Annotated in this window: 17 protein-coding genes and 2 pseudogenes; 12 read left to right on the top strand and 7 right to left on the bottom strand. The window is 66.0% G+C overall.

The annotated features are described in order from the left end of the window. Positions 1-118: 118 nt before the first annotated feature. Both IW249_RS35140 and IW249_RS01080 read left to right on the top strand, forming a co-directional pair. Positions 119-1,912, top strand: a pseudogene (locus IW249_RS35140) (IS481 family transposase). Then, a complete protein-coding gene (locus tag IW249_RS01080) occupies positions 1,899-2,219 on the top strand; it encodes a hypothetical protein (protein WP_196919053.1) in 321 nt (106 codons plus the stop codon). The pseudogene IW249_RS35140 and the gene IW249_RS01080 overlap by 14 nt, the downstream one beginning before the upstream one ends. A gap of 218 nt (positions 2,220-2,437) precedes the next feature. On the opposite strand, the gene IW249_RS01075 is transcribed toward IW249_RS01080, so the two are convergent. Next, positions 2,438-2,893, bottom strand: coding sequence for a hypothetical protein (locus tag IW249_RS01075; RefSeq protein WP_196919052.1), 456 nt, complete (start codon positions 2,891-2,893; stop codon positions 2,438-2,440). An 860-nt stretch (positions 2,894-3,753) separates the two neighbouring features. Here IW249_RS01075 and IW249_RS01070 point away from each other — a divergent pair. After that, the gene (locus IW249_RS01070) at positions 3,754-3,936 is read left to right on the top strand and encodes a hypothetical protein (RefSeq protein WP_196919051.1); all 183 of its coding nucleotides are present in this window, start codon (positions 3,754-3,756) and stop codon (positions 3,934-3,936) included. Here IW249_RS01070 and IW249_RS34065 read toward each other — a convergent pair. Continuing rightward, positions 3,925-4,087, bottom strand: a pseudogene (locus IW249_RS34065) (haloacid dehalogenase); the annotation flags it as partial. The gene IW249_RS01070 and the pseudogene IW249_RS34065 sit on opposite strands and share 12 nt — an antisense overlap. A gap of 523 nt (positions 4,088-4,610) precedes the next feature. Here IW249_RS34065 and IW249_RS01065 point away from each other — a divergent pair. Continuing rightward, positions 4,611-4,916 (top strand): hypothetical protein, encoded by a 306-nt coding sequence (locus IW249_RS01065; protein WP_307788484.1) that lies wholly within the window; start codon positions 4,611-4,613, stop codon positions 4,914-4,916. A gap of 135 nt (positions 4,917-5,051) precedes the next feature. On the opposite strand, the gene IW249_RS35135 is transcribed toward IW249_RS01065, so the two are convergent. The 3 genes from IW249_RS35135 to IW249_RS01050 all read right to left on the bottom strand — a co-directional run bounded on the left by IW249_RS35135 (position 5,052) and on the right by IW249_RS01050 (position 6,348). Further along, positions 5,052-5,150 carry a DUF397 domain-containing protein gene (locus IW249_RS35135; protein WP_372433021.1) on the bottom strand — a complete coding sequence of 33 codons (99 nt, stop codon included), beginning with the start codon at positions 5,148-5,150 and terminating at the stop codon, positions 5,052-5,054. Between the two features lie 213 nt (positions 5,151-5,363). Further along, positions 5,364-5,555 (bottom strand): DUF397 domain-containing protein, encoded by a 192-nt coding sequence (locus tag IW249_RS01055; protein ID WP_196919050.1) that lies wholly within the window; start codon positions 5,553-5,555, stop codon positions 5,364-5,366. Further along, a complete protein-coding gene (locus IW249_RS01050) occupies positions 5,542-6,348 on the bottom strand; it encodes a helix-turn-helix domain-containing protein (RefSeq protein WP_196919049.1) in 807 nt (268 codons plus the stop codon). Before IW249_RS01050 ends, IW249_RS01055 begins: the two co-directional genes overlap by 14 nt. A 241-nt stretch (positions 6,349-6,589) precedes the next feature. Between IW249_RS01050 and IW249_RS01045 the strand changes: the two genes are divergently transcribed. Both IW249_RS01045 and IW249_RS34060 read left to right on the top strand, forming a co-directional pair. Continuing rightward, entirely contained in the window at positions 6,590-6,889 is a 300-nt protein-coding gene (locus IW249_RS01045) for a hypothetical protein (RefSeq protein WP_372432919.1), read from the top strand. A gap of 95 nt (positions 6,890-6,984) precedes the next feature. Further along, the gene (locus tag IW249_RS34060; protein WP_231392369.1) at positions 6,985-7,152 is read left to right on the top strand and encodes a hypothetical protein; all 168 of its coding nucleotides are present in this window, start codon (positions 6,985-6,987) and stop codon (positions 7,150-7,152) included. Between the two features lie 72 nt (positions 7,153-7,224). Here the strand turns inward: IW249_RS34060 and IW249_RS01035 are convergent, their stop codons facing one another. After that, positions 7,225-10,020, bottom strand: a complete 2,796-nt coding sequence (locus IW249_RS01035) for a TIM-barrel domain-containing protein (RefSeq protein WP_196919047.1) — start codon at positions 10,018-10,020, stop codon at positions 7,225-7,227. A gap of 217 nt (positions 10,021-10,237) precedes the next feature. Here IW249_RS01035 and IW249_RS01030 point away from each other — a divergent pair, with 217 nt between their 5' ends. Genes IW249_RS01030 through IW249_RS01015 form a run of 4 tightly spaced genes read left to right on the top strand, consistent with a single transcriptional unit; the run spans position 10,238 to position 12,001 of the window. Beyond that, positions 10,238-10,603 (top strand): hypothetical protein, encoded by a 366-nt coding sequence (locus tag IW249_RS01030; protein WP_307788483.1) that lies wholly within the window; start codon positions 10,238-10,240, stop codon positions 10,601-10,603. Further along, positions 10,600-10,962, top strand: coding sequence for a type VII secretion target (locus IW249_RS01025; protein ID WP_196919046.1), 363 nt, complete (start codon positions 10,600-10,602; stop codon positions 10,960-10,962). The genes IW249_RS01030 and IW249_RS01025 overlap by 4 nt, the downstream gene beginning before the upstream one ends. Then, a complete protein-coding gene (locus IW249_RS01020; protein ID WP_196919044.1) occupies positions 10,959-11,681 on the top strand; it encodes a WXG100 family type VII secretion target in 723 nt (240 codons plus the stop codon). Before IW249_RS01025 ends, IW249_RS01020 begins: the two co-directional genes overlap by 4 nt. Further along, positions 11,678-12,001 carry a hypothetical protein gene (locus IW249_RS01015; protein WP_196919042.1) on the top strand — a complete coding sequence of 108 codons (324 nt, stop codon included), beginning with the start codon at positions 11,678-11,680 and terminating at the stop codon, positions 11,999-12,001. Before IW249_RS01020 ends, IW249_RS01015 begins: the two co-directional genes overlap by 4 nt. A gap of 97 nt (positions 12,002-12,098) precedes the next feature. Here IW249_RS01015 and IW249_RS01010 read toward each other — a convergent pair whose 3' ends face one another. Continuing rightward, the gene (locus IW249_RS01010; protein WP_307788482.1) at positions 12,099-12,482 is read right to left on the bottom strand and encodes a hypothetical protein; all 384 of its coding nucleotides are present in this window, start codon (positions 12,480-12,482) and stop codon (positions 12,099-12,101) included. Between the two features lie 311 nt (positions 12,483-12,793). On the opposite strand from IW249_RS01010, the gene IW249_RS01005 reads away from it, so the two are divergent. Both IW249_RS01005 and IW249_RS01000 read left to right on the top strand, forming a co-directional pair. After that, positions 12,794-13,120: a YciI family protein gene (locus IW249_RS01005; protein WP_231392368.1), complete on the top strand. Its 327-nt coding sequence runs from the start codon at positions 12,794-12,796 to the stop codon at positions 13,118-13,120. Further along, the gene (locus IW249_RS01000) at positions 13,117-14,313 is read left to right on the top strand and encodes an RNA polymerase sigma factor (protein ID WP_196919039.1); all 1,197 of its coding nucleotides are present in this window, start codon (positions 13,117-13,119) and stop codon (positions 14,311-14,313) included. Before IW249_RS01005 ends, IW249_RS01000 begins: the two co-directional genes overlap by 4 nt. Positions 14,314-14,472: the final 159 nt, after the last annotated feature.

Below are 14,472 nucleotides of genomic sequence, written 5' to 3'. Positions count from 1 at the left end.
CGGCTGATGCTTGACACTCGCGTCCCACCTGATGCTTGACATGATCAGCGTTTGGCTTCTTGATCGCGTGTTGTTGCGGTAGCACTCGATCTGGGAGCCGGGATTGGCACTGGTGGAGATGTCGATCGTGGAACAGCGGTATCAGGCCGTGATGGCGGTCCTGGCTGGTGATCCGGTAGTGGACGTGGCCGAGGAGGTCGGGGTGTCGCGGCAGAGCGTGCATGGGTGGCTGCGCCGTTATGCCGACGAGGGCCTGGTCGGCTTGCAGGACCGGTCTCATCGCCCGGACGGGTGTGCTCATCAGGCGTCGCCGGAGGTGGAGGCGTTGGTGTGCGAGCTGCGCCGACACCACCCGAAATGGGGGTCGCGGCGGATCGCGTTCGAGTTGGGCCGTCATGGTTGTCCCGAGCCGGTGCCGTCGCGGATGACGGTCTATCGGATCCTGATTCGTCACGGTTTGATGACCCCGGCCAAGCGTCGTCGGGGCCGTAAGGACTACGTGCGTTGGGAACGTGATCGGCCGATGGAGCTGTGGCAGATGGACATCGTCGGCGGGATCTTCCTGGCCGACGGTTCGGAGGCCAAGGTCGTCACCGGCGTTGATGACCATTCCCGGTATTGCGTGATCGCTTCGGTGGTGCGGCGGGCCACCGGCCGTGCGGTCTGTCTCGCGTTCGCCGAGGCGCTGCGGGAGTTCGGCGTGCCCGAGGAAGTGCTGACCGACAATGGCAAGCAATTCACCGCCCGGTTCGGCAACGGCGGTGAGGTGATGTTCGACCGGATCTGTCGGGAGAACGGCATCGTGCACCGGCTCACCCAGCCCGCGACACCGACCACCACGGGCAAGGTGGAACGGTTCCACCAGAGCCTGCGGCGCGAGCTGCTTGATGACGTGCCGGTCTGGCCGGACATCGACACCGCTCAGGCGGCGATCACCGTGTTCCGGCACGAATACAACACCGACCGGCCGCATCAGTCCCTCGACATGGCGTTTCCCGCCAGCCGCTTCCGGCCGGCCGAACCCGGTGTGGTGCCGGTCAAGTTGCCCGCCTCGGTGACGACACCGGTCGAACCGCCGGCCTGGTCGGAGCTGGTCATCGCCCCGTAGCCGGTGGAGCACTGGTCGCCGTCAGCGGTGGAGTTCGACCGGGTCGTTCCACCGTCAGGCAATCTGCAGGTGGCCGGGAAACAGTTCTGGCTCGGCCCGGTCCGCTCCGGAGTCACGGTGACGTTCTGGGCCGACACCGACGTCATCCACCTGCTGATCGCCGGCGCCCGGATCAAGTCAGTGCGTTCGCACCTGTCGGTCGCCGACCTCGCTGCTCTGATGCGCCAGGGCGGCCGCCCGGCCGGTCCGCCACCGCTGCCGCCGGCCGAGCAGGGTGAAGCGGTCGAGGTGGACCGGACCGTGAATCGGGCCGGCAGCGTGTCGCTGGGTCAGCACCTGGTCCTAGCCGCGGAAATCCTCGGCGGCCGCCGGGTCGGGGTCCGCATCGAAGCAGCGACGCTGAGCTTCTTCGACCTCGACACCCGTCAGCTGCTGCGGACCCGACCAAACCCGCTGGCCCCGGCTGACATCAGCCGGTTGCGGGGTGTCCGCCCCGCTGGCCCGCCACCACAACCAGCAACCGGACCAGTGCCCGTTCAACGCAGGGCGTCGAACTCCGGCGTGGTCATGGTCGTCGGACAGAAAGTCGCTCTCGGCCGAACCCACGCCGGCAAGACCGTCACGATCGAGGTCACCGACACCGACCTGACCATCCACACCGACGCCGGACCCCGCACTGTCAGACGCACCAACGACCAACCCGTCCGTAGCATCAAAGCCCACCGACCCCGCAAGATCGCTTCTGCTGTGGCCACGACTGGCCCGGCACCGGCCGATGATGGGATAGCCCATGACTTCGCCTGAGCACGCCGTCCTGGTCACCTACGCCTTGTCCGACGATCGGTTCGGGGAGGAAATGGAACGCAAGGCGATCTATGCACTCCAGGCTCGCCTGAAGGAAGCGATCGGGGCCGCTGACGCCGGAGAGTTCGACGGCAACCTGGTCGGTGGCGGCGAAGTCGAACTCTACGCATACGGCCCCGACGCAAACCGGCTCTTCGCCGCGATGGAACCACAGCTACGAGCCTTTCCCGCCAGACCAGCACACGCCGTGCTGCGCTTCGGCGAGGCAGACGACCCAACGGCCGTCGAGCAACGCATTGATCTATAACGTCCGAAGCAAGGAACCTAGACCAACCGTCAAGCAACACCTGGGACGGATCCGTCAAGCATCAGGTGGGGCTAGACACGTGGGCTAGACACGTGGGGCTAGCCACGTGGGGCTAGACACGTGGGGCTAGACACGTGGGGCTAGACAGTTGGCACAGACAACTCGGTTACAAGATCTGTGCAGTTCTTCTGGCCTCGTCTGTCCGCGTTCGTGACCTCCTATTGGAGTCGCTTGCGCATTGCGTGAATGACCTCGTTGGCGAGAACGTTAACTGCAAGAATGTATAGGGAATACGATTCGCGTTCGTTGCCTCCTTCTCTAAACCGCTTCGCCGCCGTAAGCTCTACCAGATCCTCAGGCTTAGCATTCCCGAGCATGACCTCGTGCAAGAAGCGCCAAGCTTGCACCTCGACCTCAGGAAGTAAATGAATTCGACCTAGTGCTCCAGGCGACAGCCTTGGCAGCGGGGACCGTCGAGGGAACTCTTCAGCATCCTCCATCATCCTGTCGAGTTCGAGTGTGAGTTCCCTTAAAACTTCTAGCTCGAACGTTTTGCGGCCTTGCTGTTTAGCAAGCCTGTAGGCGTTGACGGCGATAAAGAAGCCGACGACACCGACAGTTGTCGCAAGGGTGTTGAACACGAATCCCGCGTAGTCCAGCCAGTCACGTTCCACATAGACAAGTACAGCAGGCCAGGTCAAGGCGGTGATGTTGTGACTCAACGTCCAACAATCATGCGGCCTGGTGCTTCTTCGCATGTCGCATCGGCGGCGGGTGATCGGCTCGGCCCAGCTTCGGCGGCGCGAGCGGCCTGCGAAGCGGGCCGCCGTGACCAAGTAAAGAAAGTCTGAACCCGCCACGCTCCAGTCGCAGCGCTCTGCAGCATGGTGTGCGCACGCCCAAGCACGATTCGGAAGCGCGTACACACACCAATCGCAAATCGCGCCAATCGATTGACTTAGTCTGCGGATTCGCTCCGGCGAGCATGACGATATGCGCGCTGTCGGCAGGCGTTGGAGCAGAATGCCCGGTCATTTCGAGATTGCGGGTTCACTGGCATCCCGCATCCCAGCCGAGCGCACAACTTGGGCAGCTGTTCCACTTGAAACGGCATTCGGAACTCACGTCTAACTTCGAGCGCAATCCGGGCTGGCGAAATTGGCTCTTCTAAGCGTCGAGCCACCGAATAGATCAGGCCATACAGGCGAAGCGTTCCTAGGCTGTAGGTATCGGGATCCCTGCCGTCAAATCGCCGTCTTCTGTAATGCTGGCGCTGTCGACAATCGTTAGAGCAGTACTTCCTGTCTCTCCTGCTCCGCTCGGGAAGGCGAGACCTGCACATCTGGCACCGGCGCTCGGTAGCAACCACCCATGCATCATAGAGCGTTACGGCAAATTCTGACGGCTGTGAACTTCTGAAGCGGTGGTGAGCAGGCATGACCACGTCGCTCGAACCGCAGACCTCACCGGATAAGTGGCTAAGCCCACTCTCGCCACCCTCCAGGCTTGAGCAAGGCGCGAAGGAGGGACGTCAATGAGCCTGCGAATCTTATTGATCTTGGTGGCGAGCGCAGGTACCGGAACTGCTCTGGGTCTCGTCACTTCGATTCAAGAAGGGTTCTTCGGTGCCCTTGGTGTTGCCACACTTCTTCACGCAATGATCGAGCCGAAGTCCTCCGAGAAGAAGCCGACAGCAGGTGCTAAGCCGCTTGACTAACACGTCAGCGATTTCCCGCATAGTGGTGATCACTGCATCCGCCGGCTGCTCGGAAGGTCTCGACCTTGGCTGAGCGGTTCGCATACCCGACTATCCGCACCCCGGCCGCCCGCGCTCCGTCGATGTCCGTGAGTGGGGCGCCAACCAGGACCTCGGCTTCACGCTCTGGGCCTACACGCACCTGGTGCCCGCCAGCAAGCAGTGGACCTGCCGAGCAATCGACGACCTCTTCGGTGGGGAGCCGTCCAGCCTGACGAATACCCGGGACCTGTGGTCGAGCGGAATTGTCACACGTTCTCCGTAGTCTGCTCGCTGCCAAGAGTCTTGTTTGGATGGAGCGCATGAGACGCAGTCGACGTGGCACGCCGAGCCTGTATGGCATCGTGGATTACTGGAGGACAAGGTATCGCGAGGTTTTTCCCGACCTGGATGCCAGCTACATTGGATGGGGGGAGCCGTTCTGCTTCAGATGCGGATGGCTGGCGCCAGTTGATGATGATACGCCTGAGAGCCTGAGGGAGGTCTGGAACTCGGCGAGCGGATGGCTCGAGCGGGCTCATCTACAAGATCTTGCTCTGGGTGGATCTAATGACCCCTGCAACCTGGTGCCACTTTGTCGGCAATGCCATGACGTGATGGTTCCCTGTAGCACCCGAATAGCTGGAATTGAATACGTGAATGATGGAATGCCCGCCGATTCGTGGTGGCAGATGCATACAGATGCTGTGTTCGGCGCTGACGCGGGCTTCCTGAGCCCCGACAGTAAGACCAAGCTGATGCGTGACGTTTATGTGCGGTGGATTGAATATTCGCGTATGATCCAGGCTGCCCAAAACGGCAACCTCAAAGCGCGAGAAAAGGTGAGCGCGTATCTGGCGAAGGCCAGGAAGCGGGCAGAGGTCGAGGGGCGAGAGTTTTCGCTACCTGCTGATGTCGAACTTTGGGGCGACCAAAGCCGGCTGCCACAGGTGATGCCCTGACGCCCCAGTAACGACATTGAGTAGGTGTCAGGCGACCGAGACGCCGACCCAAGGCGCCTTAGCCGTTACTAATCCGGCGTGCAGGTCGAATCGTCTGTCGGGGACCAGGCCAGCCGCGCGGAGCGCTGCGCCCGGTTAGGGCCGCTCGGCCACTTGGGCGACGAACGCTGCCCAAGCGGCGTGGGCGAAGGTCGACGCGAATCCCGCCGTGTCCTTAGAGTTGCGCACGGCCACAACGCCGGGCAGATTGCTTGCCACCTCGACGCAGTTCCCGCCGCTCGCGCCGCTGCGGGGTCGACTTGCACCGCCGGGCGTTACTGAGGTCTATGAGGCTCTCCACTTCCTTCAGCAGGTCGATGGACTACCGTCGCGGTAGCGCGGTGATCTGGGACGTGGTCGGTTGCGGCGCTTTGGTCCGGCGCGAAGCCTTCCAGCGCATGGCGTTGGTTAAGGCCGCGCGGCAACGTGAACGACGAAGGCCCGCCAGGCCGCCGGGCCGAAGGTCAGGGCCGGGCCGGCGGGGTCCTTGCTGTCTCGGACGCCGACGACGCCGGGCAGGTTGTCGGCGACCTCGACGCAGTTGCCGCCGGACGATCCGCTGCGCCGGGACTTGCGCCAGGTGGCGTTAGTGAGGTCCATGGTGGCTGTGCACTTCCTTCATCAGCTCGTTGGACTGTCGGCGCGGGAGTGCTTCGTTCCTCACGTTCTCCCACCTCGTCTGAAGAGTATGTAGCCCATCTTCGTTGTCGACCACGATCCCGCCTAGCTGATTTTCGAGGTGCCCGACCCAGGTCCCGTCGCCGGCCCGCGCCAGCGCGAACGGTCCGGACAACCCGATGTGGAGGCCTGCGCCCGCCGGGATCACATGGACGTGAACGTGGGGCAGCTCGGCGACGGTGATGAGGTGGGCGACCTGTTCCGCCATGATGCCGGCGTATTCGTCGCCCGCGCGGCGGAGCGTGGATTCGTCGAGCACGGCGACCACCTGCGGCGGACTGTCACCGGTGAGGATCTTGTGTCGGCTCATGCGGGCGCTCACCTGCTGGTCGACCTCAGTGGCGGACATGAGGTCGTTCAGGCGCATCACGACGCGGGCGTAGTTCTCGGTCTGGAGCAGGCCCGGGATCAGTAGTGGCTCGAAGAGACGAAGCTGTCGTGCGCCACGCTCGGCGTCCAGCCACGGCAGGAACCATGACGGTGCGCCGAGTTTTACCACCAGGCGTCCGAACAGCCCGTCGTTGCTGAAGGCGCGGTCCGCTCCCCGGATGAAGTCCATCGTCAGCGCTCGGGTGCCGCTCTCCACGGCGCTGACGTGTGAGGCGCTGAAGCCCGCTGCCCTGCCGAACGACTCTTGCGTCATCCCGGACGCTCCACGAGCACGGCGGATCTCGCTCACGATGAAGTCCGCGAGGGGACTTGGCACGTCAGCCATACAACGCTCCTCAAATCGGAGATCGACTACCCGAGGTGCCTCACGTCTGGAGCCTGTTCTGGCAGCTCCGGCCCGGACAGCTGGAACGCCTTCCGAGCGTAGTGGCCTCCACAGCAGAGTGTCACCAGGCGGCGCGGCTGGCAGGCCCACGAGATCCGGCGGTCGCGTTCGTAGCGGGGCCGCTTCCGGCGGGCGAGCACTCACGGGAGCGGCCCCTTCCCAACGGCACCAAGGGGAGACCGTGCCCGACGACAAACCCGAGAAAATCGGGAAGATGAAGGCCGGCGACGTGGTCCACCTGACCACCGCGGCGAGCGTGCAGTTCCTACGCCCGATCTTCGTGCGCGTCATCCGCGAGTTGCCCGAGCGGCACACGTACGACGGTTGGGTCTGGATTGAGGGTTACCAGCTGAACGCGGCCGGCGACGCGGTGGAGCGGCGCGAGCTGTACGTGATGCGTGCGGGCGTGCGGTTGCAGGCCCTGCCCGTCAAATCGACCAGCAAAGCCAAACGCCGTCGGCGTCCGGTGCAGGTCGGATGATCGCCCGCCCTCGTCCGCACCTGCCGATGCGCCCGGCGTGGCTGTGCCGCAACTGCGCTGCGCCCTGGCCGTGTGGCCCGGCTCAGCTCGCGCTCGTGACCGAGTTCTACGGTCATTCGATCGCGCTGGCGTTCTACCTGGCCGCGTCGATGCAGGAGGCGATCGACGACGTGTACGGCCTTGGGCTGCGCCCGGACCCGTCCGCGATGCACGCCCGGTTCCTCGGTTGGTTGTCGCTGGCCCGCCGGTCCCGCCGACACTGAGACCAGCCAACAGACGAACCGGCCGGGTGGGTTGCCCCACCCGGCCGGTGTCCGGATCCCTGCAAACAGGCTTTAGTGCTTCTTGAACACCGGCATGGTGTCCAGCGTGGTGGTGATGTTCTGCGTGGTGCCGCCCCGGTACGTCTTCCCGGTGAAGATGTCGGTCCAGCTGTTGCCCGGCGGGAACCACACCGAGGTGGTGGCGGTGGTGCCAGGCGTCGTCACGGGTGCCACCAGGTAGTCCGGCCCGTAGAGGTACTGCGAACCGGCGGTGGCGTAGGCGGTCTGCTCATTCGGGTACGCCAGGTACATCGAGCGGACGATGGGCGTACCCGTACGGGTGGCTTCCTTGGCGGCGGCGTAGGTGTACGGCAGCAGCTTCTCCCGCAGGTTCAGGAACTTCTTGGCCGACGCGTTCGCCTCCGGGCCGTACTGCCAGGGCAGCCGGTCGCTGTGGTTGGAGTGCAGCCGGTCGATGGGCTGGAACGTGCCGAACTGGACCCACCGGGCGTAGAGGTCGTCGGGCAGCTTCGTGCTGCCCGGTTCGGTGCCCGGCTCCTGGAGGCCGCCGGTGTGTCCGCCGATGTCGTGGCTGACCGCGGCCAGCCCGGTCGCAGCCGACTCGCCCGGCGTGTAGCCGACCTCCATCCGGAGGGTCTGCCAGTCGGAGGTGGTGTCGCCGGTGAAGTGCAGCGTGGTGCGCTTGTCGGCCCACGGCCCGGTCGACACGGGGGTGGGGCTGCTGTAGCCGCCGGCCTGCAACGAGCCGTACGCCCGGGAGAACGCGAAGCCGGTCTTGTCGGCGTACTGCTTGTTGATCCACGCGTCGGCGGTCACCCCGGCGAGCGAGGACTTCGTGTTGTCGCAGCACCAGTCCAGCCACCAGAGGTCCGGGCCCTTGCTGCCCTTCGGGATCATCCCGTCGTGCAGCTGCATGTACGCAGTGAGCTGGTCCGGGTCGCCGAAGTCGAACGCGTAGCAGTCGGGACCGCCGTTGCAGCCGACGCGCTGGAGCTTGCCCTTCGCGGTGGCCTGCGCCTGCGCGAACTTCGGGTCCGAGCCGAGGATGCTCGGGTGGATGTTGATGCCGGTGTGCAGGCCCTGCTTCTTGGCCCAGTCGAAGAACGCCTTCGGGTCGGGGATCCGGGTGGGGTCGATGCTCCAGCCGTTCCACTTGTCCGGCGCCTTGACGTCGGTGTCGAGGACGAGCACGTCCAGCGGCACACCCTCGGCCTTGGCCCGGGTCACCAGGTTCTGGAACTCGGTGGCGGTGCGGTCGTAGTACTCGGAGTACCACACCCCGTACGCCCACTTCGGCAGCAGCTTCGTGGGCCCGGTCAGGGTCGACAGGTCCTTCAGGCCACGGGTGAAGTCCTGCCCGTACGCGAAGACGTAACCGTCCTGCTCGGCGGCGGACCGGGGCTTGGTGGTGCTCAGGGCCGAGGCCGAGTCGTCGAGCAGGTACCAGCCGTCCTGGTAGAGCAAGCCCGGAGCGGTGAGGGCGGAACCGGTCACGCCGTCCAGGCCCCGGCGGTAGCCGCCGAGCGGCGCGTGCGGGGCGAGCAGCGGGGAGCCCTTGCTCGTGACGGCGACCGTGTCCACGTTGACGTTGCAACTGGCGTCCGTGGGGCAGCCCAGCGTCACCGTGTTGGTGCCGCGGTCGAGGTGGACCGGGACGGAAACGGTGTTCCAGTAGTCCCACCCGCTGGTCGGCGGAAGGGTCGCCGTGACCGGCGCAGCCGTTCCCGCGGTGACCGACATCGTGCGCGCCTGGCTCGGCTGGGCGCCGGCCTGGCCGTTGGCGTACCGGATCTGCACCCGGTAGTCACCGGCGGACGGAACATCCGTCACGGTGAGCGCGACGGCCGAGGTGGTGCTCTCCAGACCGGCCAGGAATCCCGTACCGGAAGCGCCGTTGTGGTCGTTCGCGGGCCTTGCGCCGCCGGTCAGCGCGCCGGTCTCGGCCTCGCCCAGCGTGCCGAACCGTAGGGGCTGCGGCTGGGGCGGAGTCGGTGCCGGGAACGAATCACCCGGGTTGACCACCGCGAGGCTGTCGACGTTCACGTTGCCGGAGTCGTTGGGACCCCGTACGACGCTGATCTCGTGCCGGCCCGCAGTGAGGTCGACGGGCACGCTGGCCAGGCCCCAGGTGTCCCAGTTCGCGGTGGGTGGCAGCGTCAGCGTGCGGCCGGTGTCGCCGTCGACCTGCACCGTCAGGGTGCGGTCCACGTTCTGGCCGTCGCCGCCGGTGCTGTTGGCGTAGCGGACGCTGAGCTGCTTCGCGCCGCCGTCCGGAGCGTCGAGCGCGAACGTGACCGAGTCGCCGGACGAGGCGAAACCGGCAGCGAAGCCGCGTCCGGTGAACCCCTGGTGGTCGGTGGCCACGCCAGGGCCGTTCAACTGCAGCGATTCGGCCTCGCAGAGCGCGCCGAACGCGCAGGCCGGGGCGGTGTGGCCGGCCCACGGTTGGCCCTGCACGACCTGCTTGCCGGCCGTGAGCTGCACGGTGAGGTTGTCGGCGGTGAACGCGCCCGAGCCGACCCGGTACCGCAACGTCATCGCGCCGGTGTCGATGGTGAGCCAGCCGTGATCGACGCGCTTGGTGAAACGCGTACGGGGGAAGTCGTCGCGCCCGACGGCGTTGAACGTCGCGGCGTCGGTGAACCTGCCGTCCTTCTGGTACTCGGTGCGGATCAGGGTCGGGGACAGCACTTCGAAACGTGCGTCACCCGACCGTACGGCTCCGTCTTGCGCCCGGTGGCGGCTGGCCTGGGCCGGCGCGGACGGGGCGAGCGCCAGCCCCGTGATGAGGATGCCGACCGCGGCGGCTGCCGTCGCGCGGCGGCGCTGTGAGTTCCGATAGAGCAAGATGCGCTCCTCGTCTCATATGGAGGAAATGAGTCGATGACAACGCTGTCACTGGACTGAAACGCATGTCAACGGGCCTCGCAGGGTGTCACTTCTCTCTTTCGCCAGCAGCGATCGCACTCGTCCGGCAGGCGCCGCCGCATCAGCGACGAGAACCTGTCGCGGCGGGGTAAGGACGGGGTCGCGGTGCGTGGTCGGACTGTGGGATGGTGCGGTCGTGGGTGAAACGGGGCAGACGGATCCGGCGACGGCGACGCCGGAGAAGCTGGATCAGTGGCATGACTTCCGAAAGAGCGTCGCGCTGGTGTCGATGGTGCTCTTCTTCTTCTGCGTGGTCGGCCTGGGTTTCCTGGTCTACCAGCTGGCGATCGTGGGAGACGACGACGGGACCTTCAGCGCCTGGTCGTTCTTCCGCTTCATGTCGGTGGCGGTACCCCTCGGGGCGGCTGCCGTGGCCGGTCTGGGTGTCTATCGAGCCAGCACCAATGCCGAGTCGAAACGGCGCGGTCGGCTCATGGCCCTCGCGTTGCTCGCTGCCGCGATTCTGCTCGTGGTGACCGGAGTGATCGGGGATCGCCTGTGAGCTTCTTCGTCGAACCCAGCGCCTTGGAGCGCGGCGCCACGCACCTCAACGAAGCCACCGTCGACGCGCAGACCGCCAAGAAATACATCCTCAAGCACACCGACATGGCCTGGCACGAGCAGGGCTTGCTCAACGAAGCGTGGCCCGCCCATCAGAAGCTCGTCGACGAGATGGACAAGCGGCTTACCCACCTGACGGACCTGCTCGACAAGTCACGCGAGGCGCTCCAGGAAACCGCCAGCTACTACCGGCGTACCGACACCGGCAACGCGGCGCAGCTGGATGCGACCTACCCGAGCACCGATCGCAGCGGCTACGAGCTGCCCACCGGGCAGCCGACGGGTGGCAACGCGCCATGAGAGAGCCCACAGAGTTCCTCGTCGAGCCCAGCGACCCCGATCCCACAATGACCAAGGGCTTCGCCAACCCGATCGGTGTCCTGGACGCGATCTCCATCTCGCACTGGGTCAACCAGATCATCAAGGACTGTGCCGGCTACGACGTCATCGGCACCATCAGCAACGCCCTCGTCGGAGACTGGGAGAGCTTCTACAAGGCTGGCGACGCCTACGGCAACCTCGGTCAGAGCCTGCAGGCCCTCGGTCAGAACCTCACCCTGAACGCCTCCCACATGGATCAGCAGTGGGATGGCCAGGCCTCGGACGCGGCCTTCGTCTACTTCCGTCAGCTCACGAAGGCACTCGTTCAGCAGAACCTCGTCCTCATCGAGATCAAGGAGAAGTACCACGAAGCCGCGCGGGCCATCTGGCTCCTCGCCGACATGATCGGCGGTCTGATCAAGATGATGATCGACAAGGCCATCATCATCGGCGTCAGCGCCGCCGTGGGCACCGCGCTCATCGAGACCGGCGTCGGTGCCGCCGTCGGCTACGGCGTAGCCGCCTGGCAGGTGATCGAACTGGTCAAGAAGGTCAACGATGCCGCGCTGAAGATCCAAGCCGCGGGCACCGCGATCATGGGCTTCTTCAGCTTCCTCAAGACCCTCGCTGAACAGGGTGGCGACCTGTCCAAGGTCCCCCTGCCCGATCAGCCCTACACGAGCCCGGTGCTCCAATGACGCAACCTGAACCGCAACCAGAGCAACAGTTTCTCGACCTCACCGAGGGAGACCCGGGCCTCGCCAAGCTCCTGCACGCCAGCCTCACCCGGCTACGCGACGGGGTCGCTGGCGACGGCCTGCAGGAAATGGCCCGTGACATCCTCGCCGGCCACACCGACCTGCGCCAGATCGGCGCAACCGACGCCTACGGCGGAGATTTCCTCGACCGCTACCACCGGTTCAAGACCTGGGAAGAGAACCTCGACCCGGACGAGCGGCAACGCATCACCAACCAGGCCGAACTCGCCGCAGACCTGGGGCCTCAGGAACGGCAGTAGGGGGTGCAACAGCAAAGCGGGTCGTCTCGCCCGTCGACCATCACCTCAGACGCGTAGGTGAGCCCGCGTGCGGAGGGCCGAGGCGCGACGGTGGCAGCTACCAGATGTGCGCGCGCTCGTCGATGAACCGAGGCGGCTCGCCGAGGAAGGTGTCGACCGGCACCGCACCGTGCGCCAGGTTGAGAGTGTCCAAGCGGTACAGCGTGGCGCCGCCATTGATCCCGGCCAAGCGGTAGTTGATGTGCCAGCGCAGCCATTCGCCCTCGGCGAGGCGCACCGCGGGCGGCCGGCGGTGACGGCGCGGCATACCCCAGGCCGCCGCGATCAGTTCAACCTGAAGCCGGCCGTCCACCGGCCGCAGACGCATGTCGCTCCGGTGCGGCGGGCGGGTCAGGCCCTCGCGAGGCTCGAACCCATCGGCCTCCGCCATCTCGATCTCCTGGGTGAGCGGCGCCGCCCGCGCGGGCAGGGCAAACGACACCGGTACGGCGTTACGCCGGGTCGCCTCGGCTCCGCCGCGCGAACGCCTGGTCCACGATGTGCGAACCCACTGCACCACAGCATCCACACGGCGATGTTTCGCCGCTACCTGTCCTGACGCAACCCAGATTCGGTGTCCCAGCGTTTCAACACGACGGGCCACCACGGCGTCGCCCACGGTCGTTGACACGTACCCGGAAACAGGTTCGGCTGGTTGTCGGATTGGGACCCTCGCTGGTCGTCTGGTTGGTGGAGGCGCCTCACCGCCTCGCCCCGCGGACCACTATTGGAGGAACTATGAAGTACGTGCTCATGTTCGTCGACACGCCACAGTTCGCCGCCGACCTGGCCGCCATGGATGAACCCGAGCGGAACCGGGCCTACGCCCGCGTGCAGCAGTGGTTCGCCGACCACCATGACAAGATCACCCATCACGCCTACCTGATGCCGCCGGACACCGCCACCACAGTGCGGCTGGACCGGGCTGAACCGCTGGTGTCCGATGGTCCGTTCGTGGAAGGCAAGGAGATCGTCAGTGGCTACGCCGAAATCGAGGCGGCCAATCTTGACGAGGCACTGCGGATCGCCAAGTCGTGGCCAGCCTGCCCGGTGGTGGAGATTCGCCCCATCGCCGGATGAGCCAACCGACGTACGCTGAGCTGGCCCGCGTGGTCCGCGATCACGCGGGTCAACTCGCCGCGTCCCTGGTGCACCTGGTCGGTGATTTCAGCGCCGCCGAGGACCTCGTCCAGGACGCCATCGAGGCTGCGCTGACCCACTGGCCGGTCGAAGGGATCCCTGACCGGCCAGCTGCGTGGATGTACACAGTGGCCCGTCGCCGCGGTCTGGATCAGATCCGCCGCGAGCAGCGTCACCGACGGAAGCTGGCGTTGGTGGCGTGGCCGGCCGAGCCGCCACCAGACGACCGACTTCGGCTGATCTTCACCTGCTGCCATCCGGCTCTGCCCCGGGCCGCCCAGGTCGCCCTCACGTTGCGGGTGGTCTGCGGTCTGACCACCGCGCAGATCGCCCGAGCGTTCCTCGTCCCGGAGAGCACCGTCGGGCAGCGCATCACCCGCGCCAAACGAAAGATCAACGACGCGGGCATCCCGTACCGGATCCCGTCGGCGGACGATCTCGGCCCCCGGCTCACCGAGGTCCTTGCGGTGATCTACCTCCTCTTCAACGAGGGGTACCTGTCCACGGGCGGCGACCAGGCCCAATCCCGCGACCTGGCCGACGACGCCGAGTTCCTCGCCGCCCTGCTGCACCAGCTCATGCCCACCGAACCCGAGGTCGCGGGTCTGCTCGCGCTCATCCGGCTGCATCGAGCCCGAATCAGTGCCCGCTTCGACCGGGACGATGAGATCGTCCAGCTCCAGCACCAAGACCGATCTCTCTGGAACCGCAGGGCCATCGCCGCCGCTGGCCGGCTGATCGCCCAGGCGGCAGCGCGGAGAAGAGCAGGCCCGTACCAGCTCCAAGCGGCCATCGTCGCCTGCCATGCCGAGGCCACCAGGTGGGAGGAGACCGACTGGACCCAGATCACTGTGCTCTACGACCTGCTGCTGCGCCTGGCACCGTCACCGGTCACCCGGCTTCACCGGGCGATCGCGCTGCGCTACGTCAGCGGACCGTCATTCGCGCTCACCGAAGTCGACGCCCTGGCCGGTGAACTGAACGACTACCACCTGTTCCACGCCACCCGAGCCGAACTGCTCCGCGACCTCGGCGACGCCACCCAGGCCCGGACCGCCGACGAACGCGCCCTCGCCCTCGCCACCAACCCGGCCGAACGATCCCTCCTGCGCCACCGCCTCAACTGGGCCTGAACGGGAGCGACACGCGTACTCCCTCGGTTCGCGAATGTGTCGTCAACCGCGCACCCTCGTGCTTGTCGAGAAATCCGGTCAGTCCACTGAGCGGGGCAGCCTCCATCAGCGGGTGATCGTCAGCTTGCGGGGAGAACGCCGCAAGCAATGCCGACCGTA

It is taken from the genome of Micromonospora vinacea, from assembly GCF_015751785.1.
Taxonomy (GTDB): domain Bacteria; phylum Actinomycetota; class Actinomycetes; order Mycobacteriales; family Micromonosporaceae; genus Micromonospora; species Micromonospora vinacea.
This window is presented reverse-complemented; position numbering and strand designations above follow the sequence as displayed.

Coding starts and splice junctions, on each gene's coding strand:
- IW249_RS01080 (WP_196919053.1), top strand. CDS start 1,899: ATGACTTCGCCTGAGCACGCCGTCCTGGTCACCTACGCCTTGTCCGAC.
- IW249_RS01070 (WP_196919051.1), top strand. CDS start 3,754: ATGAGCCTGCGAATCTTATTGATCTTGGTGGCGAGCGCAGGTACCGGA.
- IW249_RS01055 (WP_196919050.1), bottom strand. CDS start 5,555: ATGGACCTCACTAACGCCACCTGGCGCAAGTCCCGGCGCAGCGGATCG.
- IW249_RS01050 (WP_196919049.1), bottom strand. CDS start 6,348: ATGGCTGACGTGCCAAGTCCCCTCGCGGACTTCATCGTGAGCGAGATC.
- IW249_RS01020 (WP_196919044.1), top strand. CDS start 10,959: ATGAGAGAGCCCACAGAGTTCCTCGTCGAGCCCAGCGACCCCGATCCC.
- IW249_RS01015 (WP_196919042.1), top strand. CDS start 11,678: ATGACGCAACCTGAACCGCAACCAGAGCAACAGTTTCTCGACCTCACC.
- IW249_RS01005 (WP_231392368.1), top strand. CDS start 12,794: ATGTTCGTCGACACGCCACAGTTCGCCGCCGACCTGGCCGCCATGGAT.
- IW249_RS01000 (WP_196919039.1), top strand. CDS start 13,117: ATGAGCCAACCGACGTACGCTGAGCTGGCCCGCGTGGTCCGCGATCAC.